The sequence below is a fragment of the Micromonospora sp. DT233 genome, assembly GCF_049841815.1.
Taxonomy (GTDB): domain Bacteria; phylum Actinomycetota; class Actinomycetes; order Mycobacteriales; family Micromonosporaceae; genus Micromonospora.
This window is the reverse complement of sequence record NZ_JBNCLB010000004.1, coordinates 1-13,961: the sequence shown is the minus strand read 5'-3', so window position 1 is coordinate 13,961 and position 13,961 is coordinate 1. Positions and strand designations below refer to the sequence as shown.

Genomic DNA, 13,961 nt, shown 5'->3' with positions numbered 1-13,961 from the left:
GCGGTGGACGACAGAGGAGACCGACAGATGACGCTTTCCCGCAAGGTCGCCATGCTCGGCGTTCTCAGCGCCTCGGCGCTGGCCACGACGATGATCGGCGGCCCGGTGTCCGCAGCGCCGGCAACCGGTGAGATCCGCGCCGCCGGCGGCGCCACCGCCGTCCCCTCCAGCTACATCGTCGTCCTGAAGGACACCGCCGTCGGCGGGAAGGCCGGCACCCGCTCCGCCGCCGTCACCAGCTCCGCCGACAAGCTCGCCGCCCGCTACGGCGGCAACGTCGCCCAGGTGTACGGCGCGGCGCTCAACGGCTTCGAGGCGCGGCTCTCCGAGGACGCCGCGAAGCGGCTCGCCGCCGACCCCTCGGTCGCCTGGGTCGAGCAGAACCACGAGGTCAGCATCAACGCCACCCAGAGCAACCCGCCGTGGGGCCTGGACCGCATCGACCAGAAGGCCCTGCCGCTCAACCAGGCCTACAGCTACACCAGCACCGGCTCCGGCGTCACCGCGTACATCATCGACACCGGCATCCGGACCTCGCACAACCAGTTCGGCGGCCGGGCCGTCGACGGGTACGACGCGGTCGACAACGCCCTGCCCGCCGCCGACTGCAACGGCCACGGCACCCACGTCGCCGGCACCGTCGGCGGCTCGACGTACGGGGTCGCCAAGGGCGTCCGGCTGGTGGCCGTTCGGGTGCTCGACTGCAACGGCAGCGGCACCAACGCCGGCGTCATCGCCGGGGTCAACTGGGTGACCTCCAACCACCAGGCCGGCGTGAAGGCCGTGGCGAACATGAGCCTCGGTGGCGGCCTGAACACCTCCCTGAACACCGCCGTGGCCAACTCCGTCGCCGACGGCGTCACCTACGCGGTGGCCGCCGGCAACTCCAACGCCAACGCCTGCAACTACTCGCCGGCCGCCGTCGCCAGCGCCATCACCGTCGGCGCGACCCAGAGCAACGGCGCCCGCGCGTCGTACTCGAACTACGGCACCTGCGTGGACATCTTCGCGCCGGGCACCAGCGTCCTCTCGGCCTGGTACACCAGCAACACCGCCACCAACACCATCAGCGGCACCTCGATGGCCGCCCCGCACGTGGCCGGCGCCGCCGCCCGCGTGCTGCAGAACAACGCCTGGACCCCGGCCCAGGTCGCCTCGCACCTGATCTCCACCGCCAGCACCGGCACGGTGACCAGCCCGGGCAGCGGCTCCCCGAACCGCCTGCTCTACCTCGCCCCCAGCAGCTGAACCTCACCCCCCGGTACGGCCCCGGAGCGCCCCCTCGCTCCGGGGCCGTACCGCGTGCGGGGGGCGTACCGGCTGCGGGTCGTCGTCGGATGCCGGCCGCAACCGGGGGCGGGCCCGGCATTCGCCTCTCGCACCCCGCTTGAGCTGCCCAGACGCGTAACCGACGTGCCCGGCGGCGGGTTGATCCCGGTGACGTGGGCGAATGCCCGCGGGCTCGCGTCACGGCCTGGGGGTGAGCGGTGCAGCGCAGAATCGTCGCCGTCGTCCCGCTGCTGGCCTGCGTGCTCCTGCTGCATCTCGGCCTCACCTGCCGCCCCCCGCTGGCCACGGCGCTGCCCGGCCCGGCCGCCACGTCGACGCGCGCCGACCCGCCGGCACCCGCCGCGCGGACGGCCGTCGCCCCGCCCGCCGGCGTCGAGTCCCGTCCCGCACGGACTCATCCGGTACGACTCGAGGCGCACCGGCGCGTCGACGCCCTCGCCCCGTCGACCGGCCAGCCACCGCAGCGCTCCGTGGTGGCGGGTTTAGCCGGGAAGGCGTACGCGTCGGTCACCCGCTGCGGGCGGAGCAACCCGACGACCGACCGCCGTAACCCGGTGGCCCAGGAGGCGGCCGCGCCGCCCGACGCGCCGCTGCGCCGGGAGAACGCCGCAGACGGGCGTCCGCTCACCGCCCCGGCGTCCCCCGATCCACTCCGGTCGAGCATCCTGCGCTGCTGAGCGACGCGCGTCGACCACGCGGTCGCCCGCCGATCCCGCGCGCCGCGCCGCCGCCGTACCGCCGATCGGAAGCCGGCGGCACCTCCCGGCGCGCGCCACCTGTTGCTCGCCCCGCCGCCTCCCGGAGTGGACCATGCCTGCTGTCGCCCTGCCCTGGCGCACCCTGCGCGCCGACCTGCCCGCCTCCCTCGTCGTCTTCCTCGTCGCACTGCCGCTCTGCGTCGGCATCGCCGTCGCCTCCGGCGTACCCGCCGAACTGGGCCTGGTCACCGGCGTGGTCGGCGGCCTGGTCGTGGGGCTGATGCCCGGCAGCAGCCTCCAGGTCAGCGGCCCGGCGGCCGGCCTGACCGTGCTGGTCGCCGAGGCGGTGGACCGCTACGGCCTGACCGGCCTCGGCACCGTCGTCCTGGTCGCCGGGCTGCTCCAGATCGGGCTGGGGCTGCTGCGGCTGGGCCGCTGGTTCCGGGCCATCTCCATGGCCGTCATCCAGGGCATGCTCGCCGGCATCGGCCTGCTGCTCATCGTCGGGCAGCTCTACGTGCTGGCCGGCGGCAGCACGCCGCACTCCGGGCCGGGGAAGTTCACCGGCCTGCCCGCGCTGGCGGGCAGCCTCGTCACCTCCGGCACGGCGCGGGTCTCGCTCGCCGTCGGCGTGGGCACCATCGTGGTGATGCTGCTCTGGGACGCCCTGCCCGGCCGGCTCGGGGCGGTCCCCGGCGCGCTGGTCGCCGTGCTGGCGGCGGCCGGGGTGACCGCCGCGTTCGGGCTGCCCGTGCGGACCCTCAGCATCGACGGGCTGCTCGCGGCCGTGCGGCCCACGCTCGGGCACTGGGGGGTCCTCGCCGACGTCGGCGTGCTGGCCACCATCGCGACGTTCACCCTGGTCGCCTCGGCGGAGAGCCTGTTCAGCGCGGCGGCCGTCGACCGGCTGCACCAGGGCCCGCGCACCGACTTCGACCGGGAACTCGTCGCCCAGGGCACCGGCAACACCCTCTGCGGCCTGCTCGGCGCGCTGCCGATGACGGCGGTCATCGTGCGCAGCTCCGCCAACGTCCGGGCCGGGGCGCGGAGCAAGGCGTCCCGGGTGCTGCACGGGGTGTGGCTGCTGATCTTCGCCGCCGCCGCACCGGGCCTGCTCGGGCTGATTCCGCTGCCCGCGCTGGCCGCCGTGCTCAGCTACGCCGGGGCGAAGCTGCTGCCGGTGCCGGCGGTGCCGCAGCTGTGGCGGGGGCACCGGGGCGAGCTGGCGGTGCTGGCGATCACCGCCGCCGCCATCCTCACCACCGACATGTTCACCGGGGTGCTCGTCGGCCTCGGCCTGGCCATCGTGAAGACCGCCTGGGAGACGTCCCACGTGCGGGTCACCGTCCGTGACGCCGGGGCCGGGCCCATCGACGTCGGGCTCGCCGGCAACGCCACCTTCCTCCGGCTGCCCACCCTCATCGCCAGCCTCAACGACCTGCCGGCCGACCGGACCGTACGGCTGGACCTGCGCGGCCTGCGGCACGTGGACCTGGCCTGCCGGGCGGCGCTGGACTCCTGGATCGAGACGCACAACGGCACCGCCGGGGTCTGCGTGCACGTGGTGGCCCCCCGCCCGGCGCGGGACGACCGCCCCCGGACGGTCGACGCGGCCGACTGACCCGCCGCCGCCCGCCACCCCGCCACCGGCCGGCGCTCAGGCGGGGCTGATGTGGGCGGCGAGGATCTGCCAGCCGTGCTCGCCGTAGACCCAGGTCCGGGTGTAGCGCAGCCGCGTCGTGACGGGTCGGCCGGCGAAGACCCCCGACACCCGGCCGACGAAGAGCGTCACCCCGGTCGTGCCCTCGACGACCAGGCGCAGCTCCTGCTCCACCAGCTCGTCGATCACCGACGTGCGGTCGCGGTGGGCGCGCAGGTCGTCCTGCTTGGTGAACGTGGTCCCGTCCGGGCCGACCGCGATCAGTTCCTCGTGGAGCAGCTCGTCGAAGACCGCCACGTCACCGGAGCGCTGCGCCTGCTGCAGCCGACGTTCCGCGTCGAGCAGCTCCGCCTCGCGTTCGCTGTCCGGCATGGTGACTCTCCTGGGAACTCGTGCGCCGCGCGCTGCCCGCCACGGTCGTGTCGGCGTCGACCCTATGCGAGCCGCCCGCCCCTCGGCCCGCTGATTCACCGAACCGCCACCCGCTCCTCCCGCCGCTCCGCAGGAAGGCGCGGCGGGATCAGCGCCCGCACCACGTCCGGGCCGACGCGGTACGGACCAACAGCCCGCCGCCCAGCAGGGCCAGCACCGCCAGCAGGCCGCCCACGACGGCGGCGATGCCGGCCGGGGCGACCGGGGCGCTGATCAGCGACGCCGGGCTCGGCCCGTAGAGCAGCATGCCGCCGATCCCGGCCAGGACCGCGAGGGCGACCGGAGCGGCGAGGGCGCGCACCACCCGCCAGGCGAGCGGGCCGCCGTGCCAGAGCCCGCGGAGCACGGCTACGACCGCCACCGTGCAACCGGCCAGGGCGATCCAGTTCCCGACGCCGCCGACGCCGGCGAGCAGGGTGACGTCCACGGCGAGCAGGTACGCCCACCAGCACGCCAGCAGCAGCACGGTCGCGACGATGCTGGCCGGGCGGCGCAGCGGCCGGCGTACTGCGGTCTGCTGGGGTTTCGTGGTCTGCTCGCCTGCCCGGGCCTGCTGGGGTTTCGTGGCGGCACGCCGCGCTCGAGGGGTCACCCTGCGGTGGCGATCGCCGCGATGGCCGCGTGCGGGCGTTGGGTGGCCTCGCCGGGGCGCTGCTCGCGCTCGACCTCCGTGAAGCCGGCTCGCGTCAGCCGGGCGGAGAACTCGTCGACGGGCCAGCGGTAGGCGGTCGTCACCTTGTGGTCGAAGGCGGCGATCTCGTCGCCGCCGTCGAAGAAGCCGGTCACCAGCACCGCGCCCGGGGCCATCGCGCGCCGCAGCTCGGCGAGCACGCCGTCGAGGTCCTGCGGCGGCAGGTGGATCAGCGAGTACCAGGCCAGGACGCCGGCGAGGCGGTGGTCGGCGACGTCGAGGGCCGCCAGCGACCCGAGCCGGTAGCTGCCGCCCGGGTGGGCCGCCCGCGCGTGGGCGATGAACTCGGGGACCAGGTCGATTCCCGTCGCGTCGACGCCCGACGAGCGCAGGTATTCGGTGAGGTGGCCCGGCCCGCAGCCGGCGTCCAGCACCGGGCCGGGGCGGCCGACCAGGTGCCGCCCGATGAAGGCGAGGTCGTCGGCGTGCACCTGCTCACAGGTGCCGAGCCGGCTGATGTAGAGCTCAGCGACGGATGCGTAGGCCCGCCGGACCCGCTCGGTGTGCATCCGCGAGATCGTAGCCGCCCGGGTGCGAGCGGCGCGCCCGTGGTTCGATCATGGCCTGGATCCGAGGGGGCACGGTGGGACGCAACGCGATCATCTTCCACGGCACGGGCGGCAACCCCGACGTCTGCTGGTATCCCTGGTTGGCGGGGCGGCTCGCGGGCCGGGGTTACGCCGTCGAGGTGCCGCACCATCCCGGCATCAACGTCGAGCCGATCGGCACCTTCCTGCCGAAGGTGCTCGACGGGCACCGCTTCGACGAGGACACGGTCCTGGTGGGCCACTCCGGCGGCGCGGCCCTGCTGCTGGCGATCCTGGAGCGGGTGGACGTCACCGTGACCCAGGCGATCCTGGTCGCCGGGTACTGCACCCCGCCCAACACCGAGGAGGAGCCGGTCCTGCGGCAGTCCTACGACTGGGCGGCGATCCGCTCGCACGTACGGGACGTCTACTTCATCAACTCCCGCGAGGACCCGTACGGCTGCGACGACCGGCAGGGACGCGCCATGTTCGAACGGCTCGGCGGCACCCAGATCGTGCGCGACGACGGGCACTTCGGCGACCACGACCAGCCGTACGAGCGGTTCGAACTGCTGGACCGGCTCATTGCCTGACGCCACGCCGGGCCCGCCGGGGGCCTCGACGGGGGAAGTGCGCCTCTATGGTGGACCGATGGCATCGGTCAAGCAGATCCAGGTCACCTTCGACTGCGCCGAGCCCGAGCGCGTCGCTCGCTTCTGGTGCGAGGTGCTGGGGTACGTCGTACCGCCGCCACCGGAGGGCTTCGGCACCTGGGACGACTTCAATCGCGTGCTGCCGCCCGAGCAGCAGGGCTCCGCGTTCGCGTGCGTCGACCCCTCGGGTGCGGGCCCGCGACTGTTCTTCCAGCGCGTGCCCGAGGGCAAGGTCGTCAAGAACCGGCTGCACCTCGACGTGCGGGCCGGTGCCGGGCTCGTGGGCGCAGAGCGCCTGGCCGTGCTCGAGGCCGAATCCGCTCGGCTGGTCGCGCTCGGCGGGACCCGCGTACGGCTGCTGCCCGCCGACGAGGTCAACGAGTCGTGCATGGTGATGCAGGACGTCGAGGGCAACGAGTTCTGCCTGGACTGACCCGCGTGACCGAGCACGCTGTCGGGGCGGTTCGGCTATGCGAAGCGGTCGGCGAGCTTCGTCAGCTTGGCGACGTACGCGGGCCAGTCGTAGTCGGCGGGGATGCCGGTGCCCTCCCGCCGCAGGCCGACCGCCGCGTCGTGCTGCTCGCGCATGATGTCGGCGTGACCGGCGTGCCGGGCCAGGTCGCTGATCACGTGGACGATGATCTGGTGCAGCGTCACGTCCTGCGCACCCGGCCGCCACCACGGCACCCGCCCCGGCGCGTCGAGCGGCAACTGTTCGATCGTCTGGTCCGCGAAGATCCCGACCCGGCGGTACAGCTCGACCAGCCCGTCCTTCGTCTCGTCCTCGCGGGCGTAGAAATCCGCCTGCGGGTCCTCCTCGGTCGCCTGAAAGGGGACGAGTTCCTCGGGCGTCGGGAACTCGCGCCCGAAGGTGGGGCCGAAGTAGCCGGCCTCGACGTTGAGGCAGTGCTTGACGAGGCCCAGAAGATTGTTGCCGGTCGCGGTGCGGGGCAGTCTGGCTTCGCGTTCGCTGAGCCCGTCGAGCTTCCAGAGCAGGCCTTTGCGAGTCGCCTGGAGGTAGTAGAGCAGCGCGGCCTTCGTATCGCCCGGGTCGGTCATGCCCGGCAGTCTTCCGCATCCGCCGGGCCGGCAGGGGGCGATGTCGCGTACAGGATCAACGCGGTGGGCGCTGTGCCCAGAAGAGGGTGTGGCCGCTGCTGCCCTCCGGTACGAAATCCTCGGCGGTGATGGTGAGTCCCGGCTGTTGCAACCAGGAGCGGTAGGTGGCGGCGTCGGCTTGGCTCCACCACATGGCGGCGGGACCGGCGAGCCAGTTCTCCTCGGTGCCGGTCCACGCCCGGTGGCCGACGGTGGTCAGCAGCCAGCCGCCGGGGCGTAGCCAACCGGCGATGCTTTCGATGAGCCGCGGTTGGTCGACCAGCGGCAGGTGGATCAGGGCGTAGAGGCAGATCACCGCGTCGAACGAGGCCGGCGGCAGATCGAGCCGGGTGGCGTCGGCCCGGAGGAAGGTGCCGGTGGGCACCAGGCGGCGGGCCCGCTCGATCTGCACGTCGCTGACGTCGACCCCGGTGACGTGGTGTCCAGCGGCGGCGAGGAAGCGGGCGACCGGCACGCCACAACCGCATCCGAGGTCGAGGAGCGCTGCGGCGGCAGGTAGGCGTTGGTGCAGGTCGGCGAGCCAGGGAGCGTACTGGCCGTCGTCGGCGTCGTCGGGGCGGTAGTGGTAGGAAAGCGCGTCGTACCCGCGTCGGACCAGATCCCGCTCGTCGTCGCTGCCCATCCCGAGAACGCTACGAGTCGGATTGCCGGGTGACCAGGAAGCGTGGAGCATCCACCAGGTGGACATTGTCGCTCAGTGCGCGACGGATTCGCGCCACTCGCCACCCTGCGCGACGGGGAGCCCTCCGGCGACGCCGTCCACCGGTCGCGGCACGAACGGAAGCCCGTCACAGGGGCGGGACAGCTGCCGTAGTCGGGATGTCGAGCGTGACGAGGTGGCCTTTGCCGATACCGTGCACCAGACCGTCGACTCCGGGGACCAGTCGTTCGATCGGCATCGGCAGCCGCAGGCGGGCACCGACGGTGCCGGCGCGGTCGACGGTGACCAGCGCCCTGTCCATCATCGCGAACAGCCCGCCGCCGGGCACCGGGGCCGCGGCGCGAACGGTGCGGCGCCGTAGGGACCGCACCTCGGTGACGACACCTGGACTCAGGTCGATGGCGGCGGTGCCGGTGTCGTCGACGAGCCACAGCGTCTCACCATCAAGGATCGGCGTCACCGGGTGAAGATCACGCTCGTGGTGCCACAGCACGTGCACACCACTCACGGGATCGAAAACCATAACCGTGCGTCGACCGCTGAGGAAGGTGACACGGCCATCGCTGCCGACTCCAAAGCTGCTGCCGTCGGAGGCGACCACTGGCGCTGGCAGCGACCACTCCCGCAGAACGGCCCCGGAGGCGGCCATCACCAGTAGTTTCGGCACATCGGCACCCGCGATGAGCACCGCATCGGCGGCAGAGTCACCTTCGGGCCTCCAACGAACCGGCTGCGGCCAGGCAAGTGCAGCGGCTCGGGCACAGTCAGCGCCGTCCGACGGCAGGGGCCTGCCATCGGCAAGGGCTACCCGCGTCAAGGGGCGGTAACCGCGCCACCCACCCAGGAGAACGACGGAGCCGATGACGCTGACGAAATGCCGCAGGCTCAGGCCCGGGGTCGACCACAACCGTTGGCCGTCGTCCAGGGCGAAGCAGTGCAGGACTCCCGCCTGGCTCAGGTAGAGGCAGCGCTCACCTGCGACGACGGCCGTTCCCCAGCAATCCTCGACACGTTGTTCCCACCGCTGCACCCCGCTGCGTGGGTCCAGACAGACCAGGCGGGAGCGCCGCTCCGCCACGACGAGGTGGTTGGCCGCCGCTGCCAGCGCCTGCGAAGCCGATCTCATATGCAAGGACCGCGACCACAACACGCTGACTGACCCGTCCATCACGCCGCCATGATCGCAGGTATCGGCACGAGGGCGACGTGCACCGATTTGCTACCCGGTGACCGGGGTCGGTTCGACGGGCAGCCACAGCTCGCAGGTCGCGGTGCTGAAGTCGTCCGCGCGGTCGAGGATCGCCACCAGCGAGGGGCCCGGCCGCAGCCGCCACGGGTTGGCGGGGAACCACTCGGTCGCGGTCGCGGCCCAGGTGTCCTGCAGGGCCTGCGGATGGGGTCCGGCGGTACGGAAGATCGCCCACCTGCCGGCCGGCACCTCGATGGCGTCGAGGTCGTCGGGGATCGGCGTCTCCCCGGACAGGGCGACCCCGTGCAGGTAGGTCAGTTCGCTGCCCTCCGTGCCGTCGGGGTCGACGTCGGCGCAGACTTGCAGCAGCCCGGCCGGGTCGGTGTCGCTGAGGGCCTTCAGCCGGCCGTGCTCCTGCGCCGGCAGCGCGGCCATGTGCTGCCGGATGTGCGGGTTGACGCCCCGGTGGATGAGCGGAACCCGGGCCGCGTGGCCGGCGAGCCGGAACGCGGGGCGGTCGGCGATGCGAGTCTCCATGGGGATGCTCCCTTCCACGGTCAGGCGGAACCTGAGCTGCGGTTGCGTGCGAAGGGGGCCGCCGTTGCGGCGTACGTCACCGGGGTTGGCACCGTGCACCGCCCGGAACGCCCGCCCGAACGCCTCGGTCGAGCCGTAGCCGTGCCGGACGGCGATGCTCAGCAGATCGGCCTCCCCCCGGACGATGTCGGCCGCGGCGACGGTCATCCGGCGTCGGCGCACGTACTCCGACAGCGGGATGCCGGCCAACGACGAGAACATCCGGCGCAGGTGGTACTCGGTCGTGCCGAGCGCGGTGGCCAGTCCGTCGACGTCGACCTCTGCGGTGAGGTGCTTCTCGACCAGGTCGACAAGCCGGTTGAGGGCCGCGATCACGGGGGCCTCCCTTCGACGTCGAGCCTGGCCGAGGGCACGGAGCACGAATCAGCCCAGGGCCAGTTCATCCGGAAAGCGCTCACGAAGCGCGGCGACCGCATGCCGCAGGCAGTAGTCGAGGCTGTTGCCGTCGAACCTGATGAACGACTCGCCGAGCCGCTGGCCCGTGATCACCACCGTCCAGGGCTTGTGCTCACGCTCACCGTCGATCTTGACGAGCCCGACCAGACCCATCTCCCCCAGGTGCGCCAGCAGCTCGGGCACGCACTCATCCCACCCCATCCCGGTATGGGACCACGAGGCCGCTACCGAAGCCAGTGAGTTGCCCGTCGTGCGGTCGGAGCCTCCGGCTGGCAGACGCAACGCGGCGGTGCCTCAACGGCGCAGGTCGACCGTGGTGATGATGCCTGTGGTGGGCGAGTCACTGCGGATCGCGGGGCCGGGGCGCAGTCGGGCGTCGGCCGCGTACCGGTCGGCGAGCACCTTCTCCGCGGCCTCGTCGCCGTCGTCGGCGGCGAGCAGCAGTGCGGCGACCTCGTCGGCGAGCGCGAGATCGGCGTCCGCGATGTCGCCGGTCATCGCGCCGAAGTCGTCCCAGAGCAGCAGCTCGTCCTTCTGTCGATGGGCCAGCTCGTGCAGGACGTAGTCGTAGATGAACCACGGACCCCGGATCGGCAGCCCTGGGTCCACGCCGTAGACGTCGGGGTCGATCGTCCCGGCCCGGTACGCCGACCACACCCGCGCCGCCGAGTCGAAGAGCCCCACCCTCGGGTCGATGTCGTAGCCGTCGAACCGCCGCTCGTCGGCCGGGTCGAGCTCCGGATCGGCCCAGACCCAGCGCTCGCCGTTCCAGTACTCCACCAGCACGTGATCGTGGTGCCAGCCGGGCACGAAGTAGGAGGCGAAGCCGACCCGGCTGCGGGCGGGGATGCCGTGCTGACGCAGCACCGCGACGGAGAGCAGCGTGTGGTCCCGGCAGCAGCCCGCGACCCGGTCGGCGACCGGACGCGCGGCGGTGAGCGGCAGCGAAAATCGGGACTGGTCGGCGTCGAGGATGCGGTCCACCCAGCGGCAGTTCACCTCGTCCAACCGGTCCGCGGGCAGCTCCACGCCGCCGGCGCGATAGTGGACGATCACGTTGCGGGCGGTGGCCGCGACGGTGGCGATGTCGGCGGGCACGGCGTCGAGGAGCCCGGCGTGCCGGCGCGGGTCGCTGTAGGGCGAGTGCGCCCGATATTCGTCGACGTCCACGCGGTGAGTCTTCCTCCTGTCGGCATGTCTTCGCCAAGAGCGTGCTGCGGGCGTGCTGGCCGCTCGGCTGTGACCCCAGGCCGACAGGCGTCGCAGGTGCGAAGATCGCATGTCCTCGGTCGTCACACGGACGGGTCCCAGGCGGCGAGCTGATCGAAGATACGACGGTCGCCTTCGAACTGCAGCGACTCCAACGGTATGCGGCCGTAGAAGAACAGGACCAGGTCGCTTGCCGTGCCCCGGGCGGAGGCGTCGGCCGTTTCGGGATCCTCGCCGGCAGCGGGCGTGCAGCGGGCGACCTGTGCCCCGCCGTGGGAAAGCCGAAGGCGCCAGGAGCGGCCCTCGGTGGCGTGGTAGTCGACGATGGCGGGGTCGTGCGGCCAGGCGACCGTGGTTGCGCAGACGGTGAACTGGCAGTCGTCGAACCCGTCGAGGGCGACCTCCTCTGGCAGCGGCTGCGGGGCACCCAGGGTGAGCTGGGCGTCGTAGGCGTACACCGCGATCTCGGGGACCTGTCGCCGCGCCCAGGCACCAGAGGTTTGCGGTGACGGCGAGTCATCCCACCACGTCCAACAACTGCGCTCCGGGCCGGCCTCACGCAGCGCACTCGTCAGTTGCTCGACGGACTCGGTCCACCATGCCAGCAGCGCCTCGCGTTCCCGAGGCGCACCCGTGCCGCCGTCCCAAGCCGACTTCTCCGGGGGCGCGTCTGCCGGCCCTGCGGCGACGATGGCGGCTGACTTGCGGCGGGCCAGGCCCACGTGTTGAACGAGATCGAACAGCGTCCACTCGGGATGGGTCGGCACCCGCATATCGAGGCGGGGCGCTGCGGCGACCGCGGCGCGGAAGGCGGTCGACCGTTCGTTGATCAGCCGCAGATGATCGGAGAACGTGAGGGCTTCATGCACCCCGCTTTCTACCACTGTGCTCCGACGACCGGGCAGCGAATTTCGCAACCGATCGCGCCGGCGGCGACGGGATAGCACGGTGGACTCGGTGCGGCGTTCGCTTCCAGCCGATGAGCGAGCGGCGATCGAATTTCTCCTGGCGGCCGTCGAAGTTGGGGCACCGCAACTCAGTTGACTCGTGTGCTCCGCCCGCGCTTGGGTGGCGCCGTGAGCAAATCGTGGACCGCCCCCGAGGACGACCCCAGGACCTTCGGTGAGCCCGTCGGCGAAAAGGCGACCTACCGGGAGTACCTCGACAACTACCGGCTGACCATAGAGATGAAGTGCGACGGACTGGACGCCGAGCAGCTCGGCCGACGCTCGGTACCGCCCAGCACCCTGAGCTTGCTCGGCCTGGTCCGTCATCTGGCTGAGATGGAGAACCACTGGTTCCAGCGCGTACTGCAAGGACGGGCCGACGCACCGCGCCTTTACGAGCACGAAGACGACCCGGGTTGGGACTTCGGGGGCGCGGTTCCCGACCCAGCGATGGTGAAGGACGCCTTTGCCACCTGGAAGGCCACGATCTCCAAGGCGGACGAATGGCTCGACGCCCTCGATGAGGCTGACCTGGGCCGCGAGGTGCCGGTCGACGGTGCCAGCCACGCCACGCGCGACGTGCTTCTCCACGTGATCGAGGAGTATGCGCGGCACGCCGGCCACGCCGACCTCCTGCGCGAGTGCATCGACGGGCGAACCGGCCAGTGACCCACCAACGGGCGCGAAGCTCGCCATCATGGGACCGATTGCCGCGATGTCACTGCGGTGCCCGGGTGTCCAGAACTCCGTGTGGGCAGTCGACGGGCACGGGGGCAATCTCGCGGGGGCCACTGGTCTCCCGACGAACGTCGAAGCGCACGCAGATTTCGTAGTACGCCTCGTCGCCGGCCAGCCAGCCCTCAGACGCGAGGCCTACCATCATTACCTCCACCGTGGCCAGCAGACCCACCCCACGCTCGTCAGGAACGTGGACCGACGAGGTGAGCCGATCGCCTCCGGTTTCGGCGACAAGCCGGTCGAGTACGGATTGGTTGCTCTTCCAGCCCTTCAGGCTGAGTGAGTCGGTCGCCCATGACTCGGTTTCGTGGGCGACCTGTTCAGCCCTCTCCAAGACCCGATCCCGAGCCCTGTCGTGGCCCGAGGGAGCGCATCCAGCGGAAGGCAACACGACGAGGCAGGCCAGCAGCATGCGAACGCCTGTCCACCTCCAGCTAGCCGGATCGAGCACCCGCCGACTATCGATGACGTGTCGCGACATGATGTCAGAACATCCCCGATCGCGTCGTCGCGCATCCGTCCGGGTACTCAGCGTGGGCCCCTAAGTCGCCGTTTGCAGCCGTCCGCGCAGAACGCGTGCAATGGTCTTGACCGTTGGATGACCCCGCGCTCAGAGAGTTTCCAGGGCATCAGGGCGTCCTTAGTACTCCAGCAGGAGATCCGTTTCACGGTTCTGTGAGGGCTTGTCGGGCGTAGTGGCTGATCTTGGCTGCAGCTTGGTGCTGGCGTCGGAAGATGGACCAGGTGATGACGTCGACGATGCGTCGGGTGGGTTCGATGACCAGGGCGTGGAACAGTCGTCGGAGTTCGTTGACGGTGATCGGGATCAGGCCGTCCGGGGTGGTGGTGCTGGCCGCTGTGGCGGCGGCGAGGAACGCGTGTGCGGCGATGACGAGGGTGGTCCAGCGGTGCCAGGCCCGCCAGCGGCGGTGTTGGTGCTGGTCCAGGCCGAGGCCGGTCTTGGTGGCCTGGAACGATTCCTCGATGCTCCAGCGTCGGCCGGCGACGGTGACCAGGTGATGCAGTGGGACGAGGTTGGGTGACCAGCAGCGGTAGAACGCCAGCTCACCGGTGCTACGGTTGCGTCGGATCAGCAGCCAGTGGTGACCGTCGTGCTCGTCAACGGCCAGGGGCAGGGTGACGAACGCCCAGTC

17 protein-coding genes and 1 pseudogene are annotated in these 13,961 nt (G+C 71.8%); 6 read left to right on the top strand and 12 right to left on the bottom strand.

The features are described from left to right. The first annotated feature begins 27 nt into the window (after window positions 1–27). From ACLQ2V_RS11245 to ACLQ2V_RS11235, 3 genes are all read left to right on the top strand, one after another. The gene (locus ACLQ2V_RS11245; protein ID WP_425718365.1) at window positions 28–1,248 is read left to right on the top strand and encodes a S8 family peptidase; all 1,221 of its coding nucleotides are present in this window, start codon (window positions 28–30) and stop codon (window positions 1,246–1,248) included. 239 nt (window positions 1,249–1,487) lie between these two features. After that, complete coding sequence (locus tag ACLQ2V_RS11240) at window positions 1,488–1,967, top strand: hypothetical protein (protein WP_425718364.1); 480 nt, start codon at window positions 1,488–1,490, stop codon at window positions 1,965–1,967. A gap of 133 nt (window positions 1,968–2,100) precedes the next feature. After that, window positions 2,101–3,609 (top strand): SulP family inorganic anion transporter, encoded by a 1,509-nt coding sequence (locus tag ACLQ2V_RS11235; protein WP_425718363.1) that lies wholly within the window; start codon window positions 2,101–2,103, stop codon window positions 3,607–3,609. A 36-nt stretch (window positions 3,610–3,645) separates the two neighbouring features. Here ACLQ2V_RS11235 and ACLQ2V_RS11230 read toward each other — a convergent pair whose 3' ends face one another. From ACLQ2V_RS11230 to ACLQ2V_RS11220, 3 genes are all read right to left on the bottom strand, one after another. Next, the gene (locus ACLQ2V_RS11230; RefSeq protein WP_425718362.1) at window positions 3,646–4,020 is read right to left on the bottom strand and encodes a nuclear transport factor 2 family protein; all 375 of its coding nucleotides are present in this window, start codon (window positions 4,018–4,020) and stop codon (window positions 3,646–3,648) included. A gap of 148 nt (window positions 4,021–4,168) precedes the next feature. Further along, window positions 4,169–4,672 carry a hypothetical protein gene (locus ACLQ2V_RS11225; RefSeq protein WP_425718361.1) on the bottom strand — a complete coding sequence of 168 codons (504 nt, stop codon included), beginning with the start codon at window positions 4,670–4,672 and terminating at the stop codon, window positions 4,169–4,171. Then, window positions 4,669–5,280, bottom strand: coding sequence for a class I SAM-dependent methyltransferase (locus ACLQ2V_RS11220; protein WP_425718360.1), 612 nt, complete (start codon window positions 5,278–5,280; stop codon window positions 4,669–4,671). The genes ACLQ2V_RS11225 and ACLQ2V_RS11220 overlap by 4 nt, the downstream gene beginning before the upstream one ends. A 74-nt stretch (window positions 5,281–5,354) precedes the next feature. Between ACLQ2V_RS11220 and ACLQ2V_RS11215 the strand changes: the two genes are divergently transcribed. Further along, window positions 5,355–5,891 (top strand): RBBP9/YdeN family alpha/beta hydrolase, encoded by a 537-nt coding sequence (locus tag ACLQ2V_RS11215; protein WP_425718359.1) that lies wholly within the window; start codon window positions 5,355–5,357, stop codon window positions 5,889–5,891. Window positions 5,892–5,949: 58 nt separating this feature from the next. Then, window positions 5,950–6,384 (top strand): VOC family protein, encoded by a 435-nt coding sequence (locus ACLQ2V_RS11210; protein WP_425718358.1) that lies wholly within the window; start codon window positions 5,950–5,952, stop codon window positions 6,382–6,384. 35 nt (window positions 6,385–6,419) lie between these two features. Here ACLQ2V_RS11210 and ACLQ2V_RS11205 read toward each other — a convergent pair whose 3' ends face one another. The 7 genes from ACLQ2V_RS11205 to ACLQ2V_RS11175 form a co-directional block, all read right to left on the bottom strand. After that, the gene (locus tag ACLQ2V_RS11205) at window positions 6,420–7,010 is read right to left on the bottom strand and encodes a DinB family protein (RefSeq protein ID WP_425718357.1); all 591 of its coding nucleotides are present in this window, start codon (window positions 7,008–7,010) and stop codon (window positions 6,420–6,422) included. A gap of 55 nt (window positions 7,011–7,065) precedes the next feature. Further along, window positions 7,066–7,692 carry a class I SAM-dependent methyltransferase gene (locus ACLQ2V_RS11200; protein WP_425718356.1) on the bottom strand — a complete coding sequence of 209 codons (627 nt, stop codon included), beginning with the start codon at window positions 7,690–7,692 and terminating at the stop codon, window positions 7,066–7,068. Window positions 7,693–7,858: 166 nt separating this feature from the next. Then, window positions 7,859–8,899: a PQQ-binding-like beta-propeller repeat protein gene (locus ACLQ2V_RS11195; protein ID WP_425718817.1), complete on the bottom strand. Its 1,041-nt coding sequence runs from the start codon at window positions 8,897–8,899 to the stop codon at window positions 7,859–7,861. Window positions 8,900–8,950: 51 nt separating this feature from the next. Then, window positions 8,951–9,832, bottom strand: a complete 882-nt coding sequence (locus ACLQ2V_RS11190; protein ID WP_425718355.1) for an AraC family transcriptional regulator — start codon at window positions 9,830–9,832, stop codon at window positions 8,951–8,953. A gap of 48 nt (window positions 9,833–9,880) precedes the next feature. Next, entirely contained in the window at window positions 9,881–10,096 is a 216-nt protein-coding gene (locus tag ACLQ2V_RS11185) for a hypothetical protein (RefSeq protein ID WP_425718354.1), read from the bottom strand. Window positions 10,097–10,207: 111 nt separating this feature from the next. After that, window positions 10,208–11,083 (bottom strand): transglutaminase domain-containing protein, encoded by an 876-nt coding sequence (locus tag ACLQ2V_RS11180; protein ID WP_425718353.1) that lies wholly within the window; start codon window positions 11,081–11,083, stop codon window positions 10,208–10,210. Window positions 11,084–11,205: 122 nt separating this feature from the next. Then, complete coding sequence (locus ACLQ2V_RS11175; protein ID WP_425718352.1) at window positions 11,206–11,991, bottom strand: maleylpyruvate isomerase family mycothiol-dependent enzyme; 786 nt, start codon at window positions 11,989–11,991, stop codon at window positions 11,206–11,208. Window positions 11,992–12,198: 207 nt separating this feature from the next. Between ACLQ2V_RS11175 and ACLQ2V_RS11170 the strand changes: the two genes are divergently transcribed. Continuing rightward, window positions 12,199–12,738 carry a DinB family protein gene (locus ACLQ2V_RS11170; protein ID WP_425718351.1) on the top strand — a complete coding sequence of 180 codons (540 nt, stop codon included), beginning with the start codon at window positions 12,199–12,201 and terminating at the stop codon, window positions 12,736–12,738. A 49-nt stretch (window positions 12,739–12,787) separates the two neighbouring features. Here ACLQ2V_RS11170 and ACLQ2V_RS11165 read toward each other — a convergent pair whose 3' ends face one another. Continuing rightward, on the bottom strand, window positions 12,788–13,141 hold the full coding sequence (locus ACLQ2V_RS11165) for a hypothetical protein (protein ID WP_425718350.1): 354 nt from the start codon (window positions 13,139–13,141) through the stop codon (window positions 12,788–12,790). A gap of 331 nt (window positions 13,142–13,472) precedes the next feature. Beyond that, a pseudogene (locus ACLQ2V_RS11160) lies at window positions 13,473–13,961 on the bottom strand (IS701 family transposase); the annotation flags it as partial.